Below are 19540 nucleotides of genomic sequence, written 5' to 3' on the forward strand. Positions count from 1 at the left end.
CCTTTTTGATTGAGGTACGGAACCGGGCCAGCGCGATCGAATGGTCGGTGGCTTGAAGAAGCGCTTCGCCACGGGCCCTATCGGCTCAGTTGGCCATGCCCGGCTGGGCGACGGCGCAGCGGCAGGCGAGCCGGACACCCGGCCCCTCCGCTTCGGCGGGAATCAAGCGGACCCCGCCATCCTCGAAAGCCCGAATCAGCAGGGTTTCCGTGGCGCGGTGAATCGCATGGCGATTGCACTCGAAGTCCTTGATCGTGCTGCGCGACACGCCCGCGATCGTCGCGAGGTGCTCCTGCGTCCAGTTGAGCAGACCCCGCGCAGCCCGACATTGCTCCGGAAGCAAATTCATCGTTTCATGCCTTGCCTAACCTCTGCCAAGTCAACCATAATGGGTGAGATCAGGCAATGGGTGCCTGACTGACAGCGGGCCATTGCAAATAATGACGGACGACACATCGCTGATTCTGATGGTCGGCCTGCCGTTCGCCGGAAGCGTCCTTGCTGCAATTCTTCCCACCCATGCCCGCAACGCCGCCGCCGGCCTCGCCGGCGCCGTCGCGCTGATCTGCATCGCGATCGCGGCCTTCCTCTATCCAACCGTCGCCCATCATGGCGCGGTGACCAGCAATATCGAGTGGATCCCGTCTCTCGGCCTGAATTTCACGCTGCGGATGGATGGTTTCGCCTGGCTGTTCGCCATGCTGGTGAGTTCGATCGCCCTGCTCGTCGTCCTCTACGCGCGCTACTACATGTCGCCGGAAGACCCGGTGCCACGGTTCTTCTCGTTCTTCCTGGCCTTCATGGGCTCGATGCTCGGTATCGTGCTCTCGGGCAACCTGATCCTGCTCGTCGTGTTCTGGGAAATGACGAGCATCTTCTCGTTCCTGCTGATCGGCTATTGGCACCATAATGCCGGGGCGCGCGACGGCGCCCGCATGGCGCTGACGATCACCGGCATCGGCGGGCTCGGCCTCCTGGTCGGCGTGCTGCTGATGGGTCATATCGTCGGCAGCTACGACCTCGATCGGGTGCTGTCTTCGGGCGAGCTGATCCGCTCGCATCCGCTCTACGTGCCGACGCTCTGCCTGGTGCTGCTCGGCGCGCTGACCAAGAGCGCGCAGTTCCCGTTCCATTTCTGGCTGCCCAACGCCATGGCGGCGCCGACCCCCGTCTCGGCCTTCCTGCATTCGGCCACGATGGTGAAGGCGGGCGTCTTCCTCATGGCCCGGTTCTGGCCGGTTCTCGCCGGCACAGAGGAATGGTTCTGGATCGTCGGCCTCGCCGGCATGAGCTCGTTCCTGCTCGGCTCCTATTTCGCCATCTTCCAGCAGGACATCAAAGGCCTGCTGGCCTATTCGACGATCAGTCATCTCGGCCTGATCACCATGCTGCTGAGCCTCGGCAGTTCGCTCGGCGCCGTCGCCGCCATCTTCCACATGATGAACCACGCCACCTTCAAGGCGTCGCTGTTCATGGCGGCCGGCATCATCGACCACGAGACCGGCACGCGCGACATGCGGAAGCTGAGCGGATTGTTCCGCTTCATGCCGTTCACCGCGACTCTGGCCATGGTGGCGAGCGCGGCGATGGCCGGCGTGCCGCTCCTGAACGGCTTCCTATCGAAGGAGATGTTCTTCGCCGAGACGATCGAGACGCATGTCAACTCGATCCTCGACACGGCCGCGCCTTATGCCGCCTTCCTCGGCAGCGCCTTCGCGGTCGCCTATTCGCTGCGCTTCATCCACAGCACCTTCTTCGGACCACCACCGACCGACCTGCCGCACGAGCCGCACGAGCCGCCGTTCTGGATGCGCTTCCCGATCCTGCTGCTGGTGCTGACCTGCCTCGTCGTCGGCATCCTGCCGGGCTACACGATCGGCCCGTATCTGCACACGGCCGTGGTCTCGGTGCTGGGCGCGGCAACGCCGGAATACAGCCTCGCCATCTGGCACGGCTTCAACCTGCCGCTGATCATGAGCCTCGGCGCGCTCGTCTGCGGCGTCATCTTCTTCTATTGCCTCAAGACCTACCTCGCCACGTCCGAGGAAGGACCACCCTATTTCCGCCGCCTGCAGGGCCAGCGCATCTTCGAGCGCGTCATGGCGTCGATCTCGTGGCGCTGGGCCCGCTTCCTGGAAGCCAATCTGGGCACCCGCCGGCTGCAGCCGCAGCTGCGACTGCTGGTCGTGGTGGCGCTGATCGCCGCGACCTGGCCGATCTGGGCGCAGGGACTCGATTGGCGGCCGCCGACGCTCGCCGGCGCCGATCCGGTCTTCGTCGCCCTCTGGGTAATCGCCATCGTCTGCGCCGTCAGCGCCGCCTGGCAGGCCAAGTTCCACCGGCTGGTGGCGCTGATGCTGCTCGGCGTCTCGGGCCTCGTCACCTGCATCACCTTCCTCTGGCTGTCGGCGCCGGATCTCGCCGTGACGCAGCTCCTCGTCGAGGTGGTGACCACCGTGCTGATCCTGCTCGGCCTGCGCTGGCTGCCGAAGCGCTCGCCGGAGATCGCGCCGGATTCGATCCCGCTGGTGGCCAAGCTCCGCCGCTACCGCGACCTTGCCCTGGCGATCGCGGTCGGCGCGGGATCCACGCTGGTCGCCTATGCGATCATGACCCGCACCCAGCCGGCGACTATCGGCGACTATTTCCTCGACAAGGCCTATTCGGAAGGCGGCGGCAAGAACGTCGTCAACGTTATCCTGGTCGATTTCCGCGCCTTCGACACCTTCGGCGAGATCACCGTGCTGGGCGTCGTCGCCCTCACCGTGTTCGCGCTGCTGCGCCGGTTCCGCCCGGCGCCCGACAGCGTCGAATCCCCCGAGCAGCAGCGGATCCAGAACGCGCATGACGACGCGCAGCCCGATCGCAAGGTCGGCGACACGATCAGCGACTATCTGCTGGTGCCGGCGCTGATCATGCAGTGGCTGTTCCCCGTCATCATCGTGTTCGCGGCCTATCTCTTCGTGCGGGGCCACGACCTGCCGGGCGGCGGCTTCGCCGCCGGCATCGCCATGGCGGCCGCCTTCATCCTGCAATACATGGCCGCCGGCACGATCTGGGTCGAGGACAGGCTGCGCGTGCTGCCCGTGCGCTGGATCGGCCTCGGCCTGCTGCTGGCCGCCTTGGTCGGCGCCGGATCCTGGGTCTTCGGCTATCCGTTCCTGACCTCGCATTCACAATATGTCGAGCTACCGCTGATCGGCGCCGTGCCGGCGGCCAGCGCGACCCTGTTCGACTTCGGTGTCTTCTCCCTCGTTCTTGGCGCTACCAGCCTGATGTTGATCGCCCTCGCGCACCAATCGATCCGCCGCCTCCGCACGACGCGTGCCGCCGCGACCGCCGAGGAGGAGACCGCCTGATGGAACTCGTCCTCTCCATCGGCATCGGCGTCCTGATCGGCTCGGGTGTCTGGCTGCTGTTCCGGCCGCGCACCTACCAGCTCATCATCGGGCTGTCGCTCATCGCCTATGGCGTCAATCTGTTCATCTTCTCGATGGGACGGCTGAAGGTGGCAGCGCCGCCGGTGCTGACATCAAGCGCCGCCGTCAACCCGGCCGACTATGCCGATCCGATCCCGCAGGCGCTGGTGCTGACGGCGATCGTGATCGGCTTCGCCACCACGGCTCTCTTCCTCGTCGTGCTCCTGGTCTCGCGCGGCCTGACGGGCAGCGACCATGTCGACGGCCGGGAGCCCAGCTGATGGATTGGGCCGCTCATCTCGTCATCGCCCCGATTCTGCTGCCGCTGCTCACCGGCGCCGCCCTGCTCCTGATCGATGAACGCCGGCATGTGCTGAAGGCGGGCCTCAACGTCGCCTCGACGATCGCGCTGATGCTGGTCGCGATCGTGCTGCTCGATTTCGCCAATACTCCGACGGCGAGCAACACGGCCGCGACGAGCGTCTACCTGCTCGGCAACTGGCCGGCGCCGTTCGGCATCGTGCTGGTGCTCGACCGGCTCGCGGCCCTGATGCTGGTCCTGACGTCGATGCTGGCGGTGGCGGCGATCGTCTATTCGCTGGCACGCTGGCACCGGAGCGGCCCGCATTTCCACACGTTGTTCCAGCTGCTGCTGATGGGCGTCAACGGCGCCTTCCTCACCGGCGACCTGTTCAACCTGTTCGTCTTCTTTGAGGTGATGCTGGCCTCGTCCTACGGGCTGATGCTGCATGGCTCCGGCCAGGCCCGCGTCAAGGCCGGCCTGCACTACATCGTCGTCAACCTCGCCGCCTCGTCGCTGTTCCTGATCGGCGTCGCCATGATCTATGGCGTCACCGGCACGCTCAACATGGCCGATCTGGCGCTCCGGATCGGCGCCGTGCCGGCTTCCGACCGGATGTTGCTCGACGCCGGCGCCGGCATTCTCGGCATCGCCTTCCTGGTGAAGGCCGGCATGTGGCCGCTCGGCTTCTGGCTGCCGACCGCCTACAACGCCGCCGCCGCTCCGGTTGCCGCCATCTTCGCCATCCTCTCCAAGGTCGGCGTCTATGTGTTGCTGAGGCTGTCGCCCCTGCTCTTCGGTGTCGAGGCCGGAGCCTCGAGCGGCTTCGGCGATTCCTGGCTTCTCGTCGGCGGCATGGCGACCATCGCCTTCGGCGCCATCGGCGTGCTGGCGTCGCAGGCCAAGGGCCGGCTCGCCGGCTACTACATCCTGATCTCGTCCGGCACGATGCTCGCCTCGATCGGCATCGCCAATGTCTCGGCCACCGCCGGCGCGCTCTACTACATGGTCAGCTCGACGCTCGCGATCAGCGCCTTCTTCCTGCTGATCGAGCTGATCGATCGCGTCCAGGATCCCTCCGCCGGCGTGCTCGCCATCACCCTCGACGCCTATGGCGAGGACATCGAAGAGGAAGAGGCCGAGGAGGAAATCGGTGTCGCCATTCCCGCCACGCTCGCCATTCTCGGCGTCAGCTTCGCAGCCTGCGGGCTGCTGCTGGCGGGACTGCCGCCGCTCTCCGGTTTCATCGGCAAGTTCGCGATCCTGACCGCGCTGCTCAACCCGGAAGGGCTCACCGAGGGCGGCAGCCTCTCGCCGGCAACCTGGGCCTTCGTCACCCTGCTCGTGCTTTCCGGCCTGGCGGCGATGATCTCGCTGACGCGCGCCGGCATCCAGGCCTTCTGGGCGCCGATCGAAGGCATCGTGCCGCGCGTCCTCCTGATGGAAATCGCGCCGATCGCCTTCCTTCTGTCGCTCTGCGTCGGCCTGACGATCTTCGGCGGCCCGGTCATGCGCTACATGGACCAGACCGCCCAGTCGCTGCATGTGCCGCAGACCTATATTCGCGATGTCATGACCGCGCCGCGGGTCGAGGCCACCGCCCCGGCGGCGCCGAAGGTGACGCCATGAGCCGGTTTCTCCCCTATCCGCTGCTGACCGCATCGCTCCTCGTGATGTGGCTGCTTCTGAACTCGGTGTCGCTCGGCCACATCCTGCTCGGCTCGATCATCGCCATCGCTGCGTCCTGGGCCATGGCAGCGCTGCAGCCGGACAAGCCGCGCATCCGCAATTGGCACCTGATCCCGGTGCTGATCGGCAAGGTGCTCGTCGACATCTTTCGCTCGAACGTCGCCGTGTCCGGCCTGATCCTGAAGGGCGACCGCGCCCGGCGAACGCCGGGCTTCGTCGTCATTCCGCTCACGCTCCGCGATCGCACCGCCCTCGCCATCCTCGCCTGCATCATCACGGCGACGCCCGGAACGGCCTGGGTCGAGTATCACGCCGACAATGGCCGGTTGCTGATTCACGTCCTGGATCTGGTCGACCGCGACGCCTGGATCGAGCTGATCCAAACGCGTTACGAGCGCCTGCTGAGGGAGATTTTCGAATGAGCACGACCATCCTCATCTGGTCGCTGATGGCCTCCCAGCTGATGCTGGTGGCGGCGATGGCCTGCTCCGCCTACCGCATCCTGACCGGCCCGCGCGCCCAGGATCGCGTGCTCGGTGTCGATGCCCTCTATGTCTGCGGCATGCTGCTGCTGCTCACCTTCGGCATCCGCTCGGGCAGCACGATCTATTTCGAGGCGGCGCTGATCATCGCCCTGCTCGGTTTCGTCTCGACGGCGGCGCTGGCGAAGTTCCTGATGCGCGGCGAGGTGATCGAATGAACGGCCTCGAGGATCTCCCCGCCTGGGCGGCGCTGCTGGTCGCCTTCCTGCTGCTGCTCGGTTCCGGCCTGACGCTGCTCGGCACCATCGGTCTCGCCCGCTTCAAGACATTCTACGAGCGCGTGCATGCGCCCACCCTCGGCACGACCGGCGGCGCCGGCGCCATCCTGATCGCCTCGATGCTGTTCTTCTCGGTGCTGCAGTCCCGCCCGGTGCTGCACGAGGTGTTGATCACCGTCTTCGTCGTGGTGACGACGCCGGTGACCTTGATGCTGCTGGCGCGCGCCGCGATTTATCGGGACCGCACCGAGGGCACCGGCGGCGCCTCGGGCCTTCCCGGCGACGAGGGCGTCAACGACGGCGAACATACCGGCCGCGAATAGGGCCGACCTGTCGCCTCAGTACCGATTGATCCGTATCAAACCTCGCCAGCGCGCCTCCGGATACCATCTACCTTCGTTCAGGTGTCACACTACCCTGCGCTCGTGGCACCTCACTGCCCACCGGTAGAAGGAGGTTTCGATGCCGCGTATGAAGGCTGCCATTTTCGTTGAGCCCGGCCGTATCGTTCTCGACGAGAAGCCGATCCCCGATGTCGGGCCGCGCGACGCGCTGATGCGCATCACCACGACGACGATCTGCGGCACCGACATCCACATCCTCAAGGGCGAGTATCCCGTCGCCAAGGGTCTGACGATCGGTCACGAGCCGGTCGGCGTGATCGAGAAACTCGGCTCGGCGGTCGAGGGCTATCAGGAAGGCCAGCGCGTCATCGCCGGCGCCATCACGCCCAGCGGCCACAGCTATGCCTGTCTCTGCGGCTGCGGCTCGCAGGACGGCCCCGGCACCAAGCACGGCTTCAAGGCGATGGGTGGCTGGAAGTTCGGCAACACCATCGATGGCTGCCAGGCGGAATACGTCCTGGTGCCGGACGCCGCCGCCAATCTCAGCCCTGTCGCCGACAACCTCGGTGACGAAGAAATCCTGATGTGCCCCGACATCATGTCGACGGGCTTCGCCGGCGCCGAGAGCGGCGGCGTGAAGATCGGTGACACGGTGGTCGTGTTCGCGCTCGGTCCCATCGGCCTTTGCGCCGTCGCCGGCGCGAAGCTGATGGGCGCCACCACGATCATCGGCGTCGATACCGTGCCGGAGCGGCTCGCCGTAGCGAAGAAGCTCGGCGCCGACATCGTCGTCGATTTCAAGAAGGGCGACCCGGTCGAGCAGATCATGGAGTTGACGGACGGCCGCGGCGTCGACGTCGCGATCGAGGCGCTGGGAACACAGGGCACGTTCGAATCGGCGCTGCGCGTGCTGCGTCCGGGCGGCACGCTTTCCAGCCTCGGCGTCTATTCGAACGATCTGAAAATCCCGCTGAGCGCCTTCTCCGCCGGGCTCGGCGACAACAAGATCATCACCTCGCTCTGCCCCGGCGGCAAGGAGCGGATGCGGCGGCTGCTGAACGTCGTCGCTTCGGGCCGCGTCGACCTCAAGGCGCTGGTCACGCACCGCTTCAAGCTCGACGACATCGAGGCGGCCTACGACCTGTTCGGCCACCAGCGCGACGGCGTGCTGAAGGTCGCGATCACGCCCTGAGACCGTTCATGGACCAAATCCGAGGGCGTCCCGATCTCCGCATCGGGACGCCCTCGTCCTTTCAGCACACCTTCACGGTCTGGATACCGACCAACTGACCGAGCTTCTCGATCTTGTCGGCGACATGGCCGATTCCGACCGCGCAGTGATGGGCCGGGCATTCGGCGTTCCACGTTTCTACGAATTTCCGCGCGCCGATGGAGAAGCGGTAGCGGCTGTTGGTGTTGCCGATCTCGAGGATCGGGCCGGGCACGGATTCGGCCTCCGCCACCACCAGCTTCAATTTGCCGGCGCCGTCCTCGGCGACGGACAGCAGCGTCACCGGGCCGTGCTTGACCGACATCTCGACGCTGACGCCGGAACCGACCTTGCCGTGATAGACCTTCAGGGGCCGGACCTTGGTCTTGCCCTCGGCAATCCTGGTATGGCCGGGGCCGTCATGGCCCATCAGCACGACGTCGTCGTTGAAATCGATGCCGTAATACTCGGTGAAGGACCCGCCGACGCCGAGCGTATCGAGGATCTTCATCGCCTGCGCGTTCTTCACCTCGTATTCGCCGGCGACCGGCACGCCGCGCGCCGTCAGGTACGAACAACCGAGGATCACCGACGAGATGACGTCCTCGTGGTCATGGCCGGGCACCGATTCGTAGTAGTAGGCGAGCGAGCCGAGCTTGTGCTTCGCCACCAGTCGGTCGAGCGCGATCGAGGTGCGCGCCGCGCGCAGAAGCTCGGCCGGATCGCAATCCGCCTGGATGTCGAACTCGCCTCGGAAGCCATCGACGCGTGCCGCCGCTTCCAACTCGGTCACCGATTTTCTCAGTTCGGCCAGTTCGTCGATCTCGACGATCTCCAGATGGCCGCCGAAGGTCGCGACCTGCGCCGTCGTGTCGGAATAGATGTCGAGCATGCCGTTGTAGTAGCGCCCCATCAGGCCCAGGCGGTTGTGTGACATGACATAGGCGACGCGCGCCGCCTCGATCCAGGCCTCGATCTCGCGGTCGACATGGTCGTCGCCCTCGAGCACGCCCGTCACCTGGTGGAAATCGATGTTGGCGCGGCGGAAGACGTTGGCGATCTCCGGCACCGGGCAGGCGGCGCAGAAGGCGAGCCATTCGCCGGTCATCGCCGTGCGGTCGTCGAGCGCGTTGAACGTCGCATAGTCGATCGCGGCGGCTGGCTGCAAGTTCAGGATCACCACCGGTACCTTGGCGCGCTGCACGACGGGAAGCACCGTCGAGGACACGGCATAGGTGGTGACATGAAGGAAGATCAGGTCGACGTCGGCGGCGCGGAACTGGTGCCCGGCATCCATCGCCTTCTCGGGATCGTCGATCAGGCCGAGATTGACGATCTCGACGCCCGGCCGCGCCAGTTTGGCCGCCACCGTCTCGATATAGCCGCGCAGCCGCGGTTCGAGGCCGGCGAATTGCGGCCAGTAGGCGTTCAGTCCGATGCCGAACAGGCCGACCTTCAACGTGTTGTGCGCCATGGTTCTTCCTCAATCCGCCAGGAGATCGCGCACGCGGCCGGCGAGCGCCTCGCCCAGCACGCGATGCGCGTCCGCGTCGAGATGGATTCCGTCGACGTCGCTCGACGCGACGACGGAGCCGGCGTCGAACACCGGAATGCCGCGCGGCGCGGCGGCGCGGGCGAACTCCTTGCCGAGCTTCCTCGACTTTTCCGTGCCGCCCTCGAACATCTCCGTGAGCCAGCCGAGCTTCGTAATTGGTGCCGGCACGACCAGCAGCACCTTGGGCGCCCTGCCCTCCGGCCCCGTGGCCGAGCCAAGCACAATGTCGGCGAGCCTAACCGCGCCATCGGCGATGTCGCCGGCCTGCATCGAAAGCCGCGCCTTCAGATCGTTAGTGCCGAGCTTGATGATGACGAGGTCGAGCGGCATGTGCGTCTCGATCGCCACCTGCAGGAAGCGCGCGCCGTTCTTGTGGTGTCCCTCGACGGGATCGTCGACGCAGGTGGTGCGGCCGTTCAGGCCCTCGGCAATCACCTGCACGCCGTCGCCCAGCGCCTTCTGCAGCACGCCCGGCCAGCGAACATCCGGCGCGAAACGGCCGCCGACGCCGCGCTCGGGCTGCGGCTCGGCGCCCCAGCTGTTGGAATCGCCATAGACCATCACGGTTTTCATCGGGATTTCCTCAGTTCACGCGGTAGCGGGCGAGTGCGTCGGCGCGCGGCTCGGCGCCATGGCCGGGGCGGTTCGGCGCGGAAATCATCCCGGCTTCGTGCCAGAACGGCTCGTCGACCAGGTCGAACTGCATCGGCCCCGGCAGCGGCTTCAGCTCGAACAGTTCCGCCGCAGGCGAGGCGAGCGACAGATGCAGGCTGGCGCCGGTCAGGACCGCGGTGCTCCAGGCATGGGCGTTGACGGTCTTGCCCGCCGCCTCGATGACGGCGGCGGCCTTGCGGAAGCCGGTGACGCCCTCGATGCGGGCGGGATCGAGGCCGAGCACGTCGGCAGCACCCGTATCGAGCCAGCGCTGGTAGCCGGCGACCGTGAATTCGCGCTCGCCGACGGCGACCGGCGTCGCGACGGCGGCCTTCAGCTCGATGTGGTCCTCGACCCGGCTCGGCAGGAACGGCTCCTCGATCCAGGCGATGGCGGATTCCTCCATCCGCTTCACCGTGCGGATCGCCGTGTCGAGATCCCATTTCGTGCCGTTGCCGGCGTCGACCATGATGCCGGCCTCCGGCCCGATCGCCGCGCGCAGCGCTGCGACCAACGCCACGTCGTAGTCGGGATCGCGGCCGGCGCGCGACAGGCCCCGCTTGCCGAGGCCGAGCTTGGTCGAGCGGAAGCCGTTGGCGATGTGGCCGGCGATGTCGCGCACGCTGTCCTCGATCGTCGCCTGGTTGACGTGCAGGCTGGCACAGACCGGCAGGGACTGATGATGGCGGCCGAAGAGATCGACCAGCGGCTTGCCGGCTTCCTTCGCCTTCAGGTCCCAGAGCGCCATGTCGATCGCGGAGATGGCCATCGAGGCGAGGCCGCCCTCGCCATACCACCAGCAATGGTCCTTCATCGCCTGCCAGCAGTCTTCGACGTCGGAAAGGTCGCGCTCGGCGAGCAGCGGCAACAGGCCGTCTCGGATCACCAGCTCGGTCGCCCGCAGCGCCTCCGGCCACATGGCGATCGCCTCGCCCCAGCCGGATAGGCCGGATTTGGTGTCGATCCGGACCAGAAGCGTCATCCGGTCGTGACCAAAATCATTCGGCTCCGGCCAACGCAGCATAAAGCACTCAGCCCCGCCGAGACGCATGCGATTTCCTCCCAAGGTCGCGCTTGCCGCGCGATCGATTGGGCCAAGGCTAAAATCAAAACCGGCAAGACGTCAATCTAATTGGTCAGGCCAATTTATTGAAAGTGACGCTTGCGTGAGGTGCGATGTCGTGCTTGTTTTATTGCAACAAGAAATTGGCCTTACCAATTCTGAATGCTCTTTGAGGGAGGAGACTGTTCCAATGCACGCTCGGATTCCGTTCCATGTCATGCGCCGCGTCGCCGGCGCGGCTGTCATGACATTGCTGCTCGGCAGCGCCGCCTATGCCGAGGATTTCCACGGCTTCGACCCGGCGAAGTTCGACGGCGCCATGCTCAGCGCCGACCAGCTCAAGGCCATGGTGGCCGACGCCACCGCCGCTCATAAGCCCAACAACGGCAAGAACCTCGTCCTCGGCTTCGCCAACCTGCAGCGCGACGTGTCGTTCTGCCTGAAGGTCGAGAATGGCATGCTCGACAACGCCAAGGCGGCCGGCATCGAGCTGCAGGTCGCGGACAACCGCCTCGACGGCGCCACCGCGCTCGCCAACGCGCAGAGCTTCCTGCAGCGCCAGGTCGACCACGTCACCGAATTCCAGACCGACGCCAATTTCGGCGCCACCATCATGCAGCAGATGAACGACGCCAACACCAAGGTGGTGGCGATCGACATCCCGATGCCGGGCGCCACCTTCTTCGGCGCCAACAATCCCCGCTCCGGCTTCATGGGCGGCGCCTATCTCGGCCAGGCGGCAATCGCCAAGTTCGGCGCCGACAAGGTCAAGGAAGGCTTCTTCGTCGTCGGCGAGCTGCCGCAGTCGGGCGCCATTCCCGCCATGCGCACCGGCGGCCAGGTCGCCGGCTTCAAGGCCGCCGTCGACGGCTTCGCGGACGATCACATCATCAAGATCGACACCAAGAACACGCTCGAAGAGAGCTTCACCCAGATGAACAACGTCATCGGGCGCATCCCCGAAGGCGCGCCCATCATGGTGACGGCGATCAACGACCAGGCGGCGACCGGCATGCTGCGCGCCGTCAAGCAGGCCGGCCGCGAGGCGGACCTGATCGTCGTCGGCATGGGCGCCGACGAGATCCAGAACATGATCGACGAGCCGAGCTTCGTCTCCTCGGTCGGCTACTTCCCCGAGCGCTACGGCAACTATTTGATCCCGCTGGCGCTGATGCAGCTCGCCGGCAAGGAAGTGCCGGACACGGTCCTGGTCAACCACGTGATGGTGACCAAGGACAATGTCTGCACCTTCTACGACAAGTTCGCCTGCACCGAAGGCAAGGACCCGATCAAGTTCGAGTTCCCCCAAGCCGCCTTCGAGAAGCACCTCGCCGAGATCCGGACCCTGCCCGATCTCGCCGACTACCAGAACCTGATCCCGACCAACTGATCGGATCGACAGGCGGACGCTTCTGGCGTCCGCCGATTCTTGACAAGTTATTTTGCGGGCGCCCCGTGCGCCCGCCCTTTTCTGCACATTCTCCAGGAAGGGCCGCATGGCGACCAATGTTCCCCGCCTCGGCATGCACGGCATCGGCAAGTCCTTCGGACGCGTGCCCGTGCTCACCCATGTCGATTTCAGCGTCGAGCCCGGCGAGGTCGTCGCCCTGCTCGGCTCCAATGGCGCCGGCAAGTCGACCCTGATGAAGATCCTGACCGGCCTCTACAGCCGCGACGGTGGCACGATCCGCATCGACGGCGAGGAAGTCGACTTCAAGGACCCCGCCGCCGCGGTCGCCGCCGGCGTCAAGCTGCTGCCGCAGGAAATCTCCGTCATGCCGGACATGACGGTGGCCGAGAACATCTTCCTGGGCGACCTGCCGTTGAAGCGCAGCCTCGGCCTGATGCAGGTCGACAAGGCGACGATGCGGTCGCGCTCGCGCGAACTGCTCGACCAGCTCGGCTTCGCCACCATCCATCCCGACACGCTGGTGAAGCGGCTTTCGGTCGCCGAGCAGCGCATCGTCGAGATCGCCCGGGCGCTCGCCGGCAAGGCGCGCATCCTCGTCATGGACGAGCCGACGGCAGCGCTGACCGAGCAGGAAGCCAAGATGATCTTCCGCATCATCCGGCGCCTGAAGGAGAACAAGGTCTCCGTCATCTACATCTCGCACTACCTCTCCGAGGTGTTCGAGATTTCCGACCGCATTGCCGTGCTGCGCGACGGTCGCAACGCCGGCACCTTCAACACGGCCGACACCAAGCGCGCCGAAGTGCTCGCCGCCATGCTCGGCAACACGGTCGACGACCTCTATGACGTCGGCACGCCCGGTTTGCCCGGCGCCGAGATCCTCAACGTCGAGAACCTCAGCATCCCGCGCAAACTGGAGGGAGTCTCGTTCGCGCTCCGGCAGAACGAGATCCTCGGCATTTTCGGCCTCGTCGGCTCCGGCGTCGAGGTGCTCGGCCGCGCGCTCTATGGCGCGCTCGGTCCGCTGAAATCAGCCGATGTCCGCCTCGCCGGCCAGAGCTACCGCCCGCAAAGCGCCCGCGCCGGAAAACTCGCGGGCATCGGTTTCGTCGCCGCCGAGCGCAAGAAGGAAGGCATCGTCGCCGACCTGACGGTACGCGAGAACATCGCCCTTCCCTTCGAGGAGCGTTTTGAACGCGGCCTCTTTGTCTCGAAGGACGAGGAATCGCGCCACGCGATCCGCTGGATCGAGGATCTCGGCATCCGCACGCGCGGCCCCGAGCAGAAGATCCGCACCCTTTCCGGCGGCAATCAGCAGAAGGTTTGCATCGCGCGCTGGCTCGTCGAAGGCGTACGCCTGCTGATCCTCGAAGAACCGACCCGCGGCGTCGACGTCGGCGCGCGGCGTGAGATCTACGGCAAGCTGCGCGAACTCGCGAACCGCGGTTACGCGGTGCTGATCCTCTCCTCCGACGTCGAGGAAGTCGCCGGCATCAGCGACCGTTCGCTGGTGCTCGATCGCGGCCGCCTCGTCGGCGAATTCGAACGCGGCGCCAAGCCTGCCGAACTCATGGCCGCAACCGGCAACGATCCTGCCTTTTCGGCAGCCTGAAGGACTTCATTCCATGGCCCATTCTGTCGAAACCCATGCCACCGGCGGCGCCAGGGAGCGGATGTCCGCCCTGCTCGGCCAGCCCTGGTCCGGCGTCGCGATGCTCGCGATCTTCTACCTGATCCTGATCGCGGTGTTCTCGGTCCTGTCGCCCTTCTTCCTGACGCTCCGCAACATGCTGCAGATCGGCGGCAACGTCGCCTATATCGGCCTGATGGCGGCGGCCGGCACGCCGCTGATCATCGCCGGCGGCCTCGACCTCTCGGTCGCGGCGATCGCCGGCCTGACCGGCGTCGTCATCTCCATGCTGTTCGGCATGGGCGTGCCGATCTGGCTCGCGGTCGCGCTCGCCATCGTCGTCGCGGCGGCGATCGGCGTCGTCAACGGCCTGTTCACGACCCGGCTCCGCCTCAACCCGCTGATCGTGACGCTCGGCATGATGAGCATCATCTCCGGCATCGCGCTGGTGCTGACCGGCGGCCTGACCCGGCCGCTGATGGTGCCGGGCTTCAACTGGGTCGGCTCCGGCCGCGTCGTCGGCATCCCGATCCCGTTCATCCTGATGATGGTGACTTTCGTCGTGCTCTGGGTCGTGATGACCCGCATGCGCTTCGGCCGCTACATCTACGCCGCCGGCGGCAATGCCGAGGCGTCGCGCCTGATCGGCATCCCGCTCGAGAAGACCGTCATCATCCTCTACGTCATCTCGGCCATTTCGGGCGCCGTCGCCGGCACCATCCTCGGCGCCATGCTCGGTGCCGCGGGCCCGACGGCGGCCGGCTCCCAGCTCCTCACCGTCATCGCCGCGATCATCCTCGGCGGCACCAGCCTGAATGGCGGCCGCGGCAGTGTCTGGGGCACGCTGCTGGCCGTGCTGATCCTCGGCACGCTCAACAACGGCCTGACATTGCTCGACGTTTCCAGCTTCTGGCAGGATGTGACGCGCGGCGTCGTGCTGATGCTGGCGGTCAGCCTGGATCAGATCCGAACCCGCGCGCTGGGCGAATGACATGGCGGAGATGGGCGCGGGCGATTTCGAACCGATCGAGCGCAGCTCGGTGGCCGAGCAGGTCGCCAAGAAGCTGCTCGACCTGGTGCGAACCAAGAACCTGAAGCCGGGCGACCAGCTGCCGCCGGAGCGCGAGCTGGCGGCGGCGATGCAGGTCAGCCGGCCGAGCGTGCGCGAGGCGCTGCGGGGATTGCAGATCCTCGGCGTGCTCAAGGTGCGCCAGGGCGGCGGCATCTTCGTGTCGTCGCTCGAGGCCTCCGACCTGCTCGGTCCGCTGCAGCTGCTGATCACGCTGAACGAGGACAACGTCAACGCCCTCTATGAATCGCGAAAACTGATCGATGGCGGCATCGGCCGGATGGCGGCCGAGCGGATCACGGCGGAAGAGCTGGCGCGGCTGAAGAACCTGCTCGTGCTGCAACGCGGCCTGCTCGACGACCCGATCGGCTTCCGTGTTTCCGATGTCGAGTTCCATCGCCGCATCGCGGAGGCGACCGAGAACCCGTTCCTCGTGCGGGTTTCGACCTCTCTCTACATCCTCGGCATGGAATACCGGCGCATCGCCGCCGAGACGCCGGGCGTGCTCGGCCAGTCCTTTCGGGATCACGAGCAGATACTCGCCGCGCTGGAAGCGCGCGACGCGGATGCCGCCGAGGCGGCAATGGTCCGGCACATGACCAATGTGCACCAGTCGACAGTCGACGCCATGGATATCAAGACGTGATGGGGTGGAAGTGATGAAACGCGCGCGGATCGGCATCATCGGCGCGGGATGGTGGGCGGTCGAGAACCACATCCCGGCGCTCAAGGACAACCCGCATTGCGAGCTGGTCGCCGTCAACCGGCTCGGCAAGGCGGAGCTCTCGCAGATCCAGGACCGCTTCGGCATCGAGCACGGCTACGAGGACTATGCCGAGATGCTGCGCGAGGTGCCGCTCGACGGCGTCGTCATCGCCTCGCCGCATGTGCTGCACCACGAGCACGCGCTCGCCGCGCTTCGCGCCGGCTGCCACGTCCTGGTCGAAAAGCCGCTCGCGACGACGGCGGCGGACGCGCGCGAGATCGTCGCCGCCGCTTCAGAGCGCGGCCGCGAGATCGTCGTGCCCTATGGCTGGAACTTCAAGCATTTCAGCGCCAGCGCCGCCGAGCTGGTAGCCTCGGGCAAGATCGGCAAGGTCGAGCACGTCGTGCTGCAGATGGCATCGGCGCTCGGCGACCTGATGGCCGGCGAGCCGATGAAGGAGACCGAGGGCGCGATGTTCCGCCCGCCGGCGTCCACCTGGGCCGATCCGAAGCGGGCCGGCGGCTATGGCTGGGGCCAGCTGGTGCATGCGCTCGGCCTGCTGTTCAAGATCGCCGACATCGCGCCTGAGGAAGTCTTCGCCATGGTCGGGCGGTCGCCGGCCGGCGTCGACTATTACGACGCGGCCGTCGTCCGCTTCGCCAATGGCGCCACCGGCTCGCTGTCCGGCTCGTCGACCGTTCCGAAGCATCGCGGCTTCCAGATCGACCTGCGCATCTTCGGCTCGGAGGGCATGCTGCTTCTCGACATCGAGCGCGAGCGGCTGGAGGTCAGCCGCCGCGACGGCACAGACGAGATCGTGCCGATCGAGCCCGGCGCCGGCGCCTATAGCTGCATCGAGCCGGTCAACCTCCTGGTCGACATCTGCCGCGGCCTGCATCCGGTGAACGAGTCGCCCGGCATCGTCGGCATGCGCGCCGTCGAGGTGCTGGACGCACTCTACCGTTCGGCCGAGAGCGGCCGCGTCGAGAAGGTCTGACGCGCATGAAGCTGTCGCTCACCACCTGGTCGCTACCGAGCCTGACGTTGGACGAGGCGGCGGGGCTCTCCCTCATCCTCGGCATCGGCGCCCTCGACCTCGGCTATTTCTACAAGCCCGGCCTCGACAAGGCGGCGCTGATCGCCGACCCGGACGGGATAGCCGAGCGCGTGCTCAAGCTCGGCGTCGCGCTGCCCAATCTCTACCACCTGTTCGGCAACTCGCTGTCGGATCGCAACCTCGCCGATCACCGCCACCGCGAGCGCAACGAGGCGGATTTCCGTCAAGTCGTGCGCTTCGCGAAACGCGCCGGCCTCGGCAGCGTCTTCGTGCTGCCGGGCGTCGTCAATCCCGGCCAGGACCGGGCGAGCGCGCTGGCGGAATCGGCGGAAAGCCTGCGTCGGCTGGTGGCGATCGCGGCGCCGGAAGGCATCCAGCTCACCATCGAGCCGCATGTCCATTCCTATCTCGAAAGCCCGACGCTGACGCTCGACCTGCTCGACCGGGTGCCGGGGCTGAAGCTGGCGCTCGACTACGCGCATTTCGTCTGCCTCGGCTACCGGCAGGAGGAGATCGACGTGCTGGCGCCGCATGCCGGCCACGTGCATCTGCGCCAGGCGCGGATGGGCGTGCTGCAATGCAAGCGCTCGCTCGGCACGATCAATTTCGGCGCCATGCTCGGCACGCTCCGCGCCGCCGGCTATGACGGCTATCTGGCCATCGAATATGTGCATCAGGACTACATGGACGGACTGCATGACGACGTGCTCACCGAGACCGTCGACATGCGCGACTGCGTGAGGGAGTGGCTGGCGTGACGGCAAAAGGCATTGCGCTCGTGACCGGCGGCGCCGGCGGCATCGGCGCGGAGATTGTCCGGAAACTGGCGGCAGACGGCTATCACGTCGTCGCGGCGGATCACAATGAACGCCAAGCGGCCGAGGTAGCAGCAACCATCGGCGGCAGCGCCGTCGGCATCGACATCGCCGACGCCAACTCCGTCGACCAGGCGTTCGAGACGGTGCTCGACCAGCATGGCCGCCTCGACATCCTCGTCAACGCCGCCGGCATCCATCTGCAGAAGCTCGTCGTCGACACGACGCCGGAGGAATGGGACCGGATCCAGAGCGTCAATGCGCGCGGGCCGTTCCTGACCTGCCGCGCGGCGGCGCGGGCGATGATGCGGGCGGAGCGCGGCCGCATCGTCAACATCATCACCCGCCTCAATTTCGGCAATCCGTATTCCAGCGCCTACATCTCGTCGAAGAACGCGCTCTGGGGCCTGACCCAGTGCCTGGCGGTCGAGCTCGCCGCCTATGGCATCACGGTGAACGGCGTCGCGCCCGGCCATGTCGGCCCCGGCACCGGCATGGAGAAGCAGTTCCGCGAGAAGGCGGAGAAGCTCGGCCTCTCCTGGGAAGCCTTCGAGGCGCAGGTGCTGAAGACCATCCCCGTCGGCCGCTGGTGCCGGCCGGCCGACGTCGCCGCCGCCGTCTCCTATGTCGTCTCGCCAGAGGCCTCCTTCGTCACCGGCGAACTGATCAACGTCACGGGCGGCTTCGTCGGCTACGGCATCGCGCCGCCCAAGGAAGCGCGCTTCGCACAGGATGCAACGGAATGAGCAAGGACCTGCGCAATGGCGGCCTCGATCGCCTGACCGTCGAGGACATCCTGAAGCCGGGCTTCTCGACGCCCTGGGACGCGCCGATGGTGCCGCCCTATCCGTTCACCTTCCGCAATGTCGACGTGCTGACGCTGGTCTGGCGGACGACGGAAGCCGCCGTCGCCCGGCTGCTGCCGCCGCCGCTGCAGCCGACCAGCGACATCGTCATGGCGCATATCTACCGCATGAACGACACCGAATGGCTCGGCCCCTATGGCGAGAGCAACGTCTCGCTCGGCTGCCGCCTGCCCGGAATCGCCGAGGGCTCCTATTCGCCCTACCTGTTCCTTTCCTCCGATGCCGGCGTCGCGCATGGCCGCGAACTGCACGGCCAGCCGAAGAAGCTGGGAGAGCCGAAGCTGGAGCTGCGCGGCGACCTCGTCGTCGGCACGGTGGCGCGGAACGGCATCGACGTCCTGACCGGCACGCTCCCCTACAAGCAGCGCACCGACTCACTCGCCAGCCTCAATCGGCATTTCGACTTCGCCGAGAACATCAACCTGAAGGTCATCGACCACATCGACCAGCGCCCGGCGATCCGGCAGCTGACGGCGCGGCGGCTCGCCAACGTCGTCGTGCACGAATGCTGGGGCGGGCCCTGCACGGTCGAGCTCCGGCCGAACGCGCAGGCGCCGATCCACCGCCTGCCGGTCGTCCACATGCTGGACGGCCTGCACTGGAAGGCCGATTTCACGCTCGTGCCCGGCCGCATCGTTCACGATTATCTCGCCTGAGAGGAAGAAAATGGGACATCACGCCTGGGTTCTCGAAGTCCGTCCCGGCTGCGAGGAGGAATACAAGAAGGCGCATGACGAGATCTGGCCGGAGATGCTGGAGACGCTGAAGGCGGCCGGCATCCGCAACTACTCGATCTTCCGCCTCGGCCTGAAGCTGATCGGCTATTTCGAGACCGACGACCTCCAGAAGACCATCGCCTATCTGAAGGACGATCCGGTCAACAAGCGCTGGGGCGAGGCGATGGCGCCGATCATGAAGCTCGAAGGCGACCCGCGCACCGGCTTCGCCTATATGCTGCCGCTGCAATGGCACATGGACTAGGAGAGCAAGA

The 19540-nt window shown here is 66.4% G+C and carries 20 protein-coding genes; 16 read left to right on the forward strand and 4 right to left on the reverse strand.

Annotation, left to right across the window (positions count from 1 at the left end):
• Nucleotides 1-85: 85 nt before the first annotated feature.
• On the reverse strand, nt 86-349 hold the full coding sequence (locus tag G342_RS0109615) for a helix-turn-helix transcriptional regulator (protein WP_018182923.1): 264 nt from the start codon (nt 347-349) through the stop codon (nt 86-88).
• Nucleotides 350-437: 88 nt separating this feature from the next.
• Here G342_RS0109615 and G342_RS0109620 point away from each other — a divergent pair, with 88 nt between their 5' ends.
• The 7 genes from G342_RS0109620 to G342_RS0109650 all read left to right on the forward strand — a co-directional run bounded on the left by G342_RS0109620 (nt 438) and on the right by G342_RS0109650 (nt 7705).
• A complete protein-coding gene (locus tag G342_RS0109620; RefSeq protein ID WP_425402213.1) occupies nt 438-3359 on the forward strand; it encodes a monovalent cation/H+ antiporter subunit A in 2922 nt (973 codons plus the stop codon).
• On the forward strand, nt 3359-3700 hold the full coding sequence (locus G342_RS0109625; RefSeq protein ID WP_018182925.1) for a Na+/H+ antiporter subunit C: 342 nt from the start codon (nt 3359-3361) through the stop codon (nt 3698-3700). The genes G342_RS0109620 and G342_RS0109625 overlap by 1 nt, the downstream gene beginning before the upstream one ends.
• Nucleotides 3700-5349, forward strand: coding sequence for a monovalent cation/H+ antiporter subunit D (locus G342_RS23730; protein WP_018182926.1), 1650 nt, complete (start codon nt 3700-3702; stop codon nt 5347-5349). The genes G342_RS0109625 and G342_RS23730 overlap by 1 nt, the downstream gene beginning before the upstream one ends.
• Nucleotides 5346-5831 carry a Na+/H+ antiporter subunit E gene (locus G342_RS0109635; RefSeq protein ID WP_018182927.1) on the forward strand — a complete coding sequence of 162 codons (486 nt, stop codon included), beginning with the start codon at nt 5346-5348 and terminating at the stop codon, nt 5829-5831. The genes G342_RS23730 and G342_RS0109635 overlap by 4 nt, the downstream gene beginning before the upstream one ends.
• Nucleotides 5828-6109, forward strand: coding sequence for a K+/H+ antiporter subunit F (locus tag G342_RS0109640; protein WP_018182928.1), 282 nt, complete (start codon nt 5828-5830; stop codon nt 6107-6109). The genes G342_RS0109635 and G342_RS0109640 overlap by 4 nt, the downstream gene beginning before the upstream one ends.
• The gene (gene mnhG, locus G342_RS0109645; RefSeq protein WP_018182929.1) at nt 6106-6492 is read left to right on the forward strand and encodes a monovalent cation/H(+) antiporter subunit G; all 387 of its coding nucleotides are present in this window, start codon (nt 6106-6108) and stop codon (nt 6490-6492) included. The genes G342_RS0109640 and mnhG overlap by 4 nt, the downstream gene beginning before the upstream one ends.
• A 139-nt stretch (nt 6493-6631) precedes the next feature.
• Nucleotides 6632-7705, forward strand: coding sequence for an NAD(P)-dependent alcohol dehydrogenase (locus G342_RS0109650; protein ID WP_026304293.1), 1074 nt, complete (start codon nt 6632-6634; stop codon nt 7703-7705).
• Nucleotides 7706-7766: 61 nt separating this feature from the next.
• On the opposite strand, the gene G342_RS0109655 is transcribed toward G342_RS0109650, so the two are convergent.
• From G342_RS0109655 to G342_RS0109665, 3 genes are read right to left on the reverse strand one after another with little or no spacing between them, the layout of a single operon-like run.
• The gene (locus G342_RS0109655; RefSeq protein ID WP_018182931.1) at nt 7767-9197 is read right to left on the reverse strand and encodes an arabinose isomerase; all 1431 of its coding nucleotides are present in this window, start codon (nt 9195-9197) and stop codon (nt 7767-7769) included.
• Between the two features lie 9 nt (nt 9198-9206).
• Nucleotides 9207-9851 (reverse strand): SGNH/GDSL hydrolase family protein, encoded by a 645-nt coding sequence (locus tag G342_RS0109660; RefSeq protein ID WP_018182932.1) that lies wholly within the window; start codon nt 9849-9851, stop codon nt 9207-9209.
• A 10-nt stretch (nt 9852-9861) separates the two neighbouring features.
• Nucleotides 9862-10956, reverse strand: coding sequence for a mandelate racemase/muconate lactonizing enzyme family protein (locus G342_RS0109665; RefSeq protein ID WP_018182933.1), 1095 nt, complete (start codon nt 10954-10956; stop codon nt 9862-9864).
• Between the two features lie 229 nt (nt 10957-11185).
• Here G342_RS0109665 and G342_RS0109670 point away from each other — a divergent pair, with 229 nt between their 5' ends.
• The 9 genes from G342_RS0109670 (at nt 11186) to G342_RS0109710 (ending at nt 19530) form a co-directional block, all read left to right on the forward strand.
• The gene (locus tag G342_RS0109670) at nt 11186-12385 is read left to right on the forward strand and encodes a sugar ABC transporter substrate-binding protein (RefSeq protein WP_018182934.1); all 1200 of its coding nucleotides are present in this window, start codon (nt 11186-11188) and stop codon (nt 12383-12385) included.
• A 106-nt stretch (nt 12386-12491) separates the two neighbouring features.
• Nucleotides 12492-14018: a sugar ABC transporter ATP-binding protein gene (locus G342_RS0109675; protein ID WP_018182935.1), complete on the forward strand. Its 1527-nt coding sequence runs from the start codon at nt 12492-12494 to the stop codon at nt 14016-14018.
• A 13-nt stretch (nt 14019-14031) separates the two neighbouring features.
• Entirely contained in the window at nt 14032-15027 is a 996-nt protein-coding gene (locus tag G342_RS0109680; RefSeq protein WP_018182936.1) for an ABC transporter permease, read from the forward strand.
• A 1-nt stretch (nt 15028) separates the two neighbouring features.
• On the forward strand, nt 15029-15751 hold the full coding sequence (locus G342_RS23735; RefSeq protein ID WP_018182937.1) for a FadR/GntR family transcriptional regulator: 723 nt from the start codon (nt 15029-15031) through the stop codon (nt 15749-15751).
• Nucleotides 15752-15764: 13 nt separating this feature from the next.
• The gene (locus tag G342_RS0109690) at nt 15765-16808 is read left to right on the forward strand and encodes a Gfo/Idh/MocA family protein (protein WP_018182938.1); all 1044 of its coding nucleotides are present in this window, start codon (nt 15765-15767) and stop codon (nt 16806-16808) included.
• Between the two features lie 5 nt (nt 16809-16813).
• The gene (locus tag G342_RS0109695) at nt 16814-17626 is read left to right on the forward strand and encodes a sugar phosphate isomerase/epimerase family protein (RefSeq protein ID WP_018182939.1); all 813 of its coding nucleotides are present in this window, start codon (nt 16814-16816) and stop codon (nt 17624-17626) included.
• Nucleotides 17623-18429 carry an SDR family NAD(P)-dependent oxidoreductase gene (locus G342_RS23740; RefSeq protein ID WP_018182940.1) on the forward strand — a complete coding sequence of 269 codons (807 nt, stop codon included), beginning with the start codon at nt 17623-17625 and terminating at the stop codon, nt 18427-18429. Before G342_RS0109695 ends, G342_RS23740 begins: the two co-directional genes overlap by 4 nt.
• Nucleotides 18426-19205 (forward strand): acetoacetate decarboxylase family protein, encoded by a 780-nt coding sequence (locus G342_RS0109705; protein ID WP_018182941.1) that lies wholly within the window; start codon nt 18426-18428, stop codon nt 19203-19205. Before G342_RS23740 ends, G342_RS0109705 begins: the two co-directional genes overlap by 4 nt.
• A gap of 10 nt (nt 19206-19215) precedes the next feature.
• Nucleotides 19216-19530, forward strand: coding sequence for an L-rhamnose mutarotase (locus tag G342_RS0109710; protein ID WP_018182942.1), 315 nt, complete (start codon nt 19216-19218; stop codon nt 19528-19530).
• Nucleotides 19531-19540 lie beyond the last annotated feature (10 nt).

Source organism: Kaistia granuli DSM 23481 (genome assembly GCF_000380505.1).
Taxonomy (GTDB): domain Bacteria; phylum Pseudomonadota; class Alphaproteobacteria; order Rhizobiales; family Kaistiaceae; genus Kaistia; species Kaistia granuli.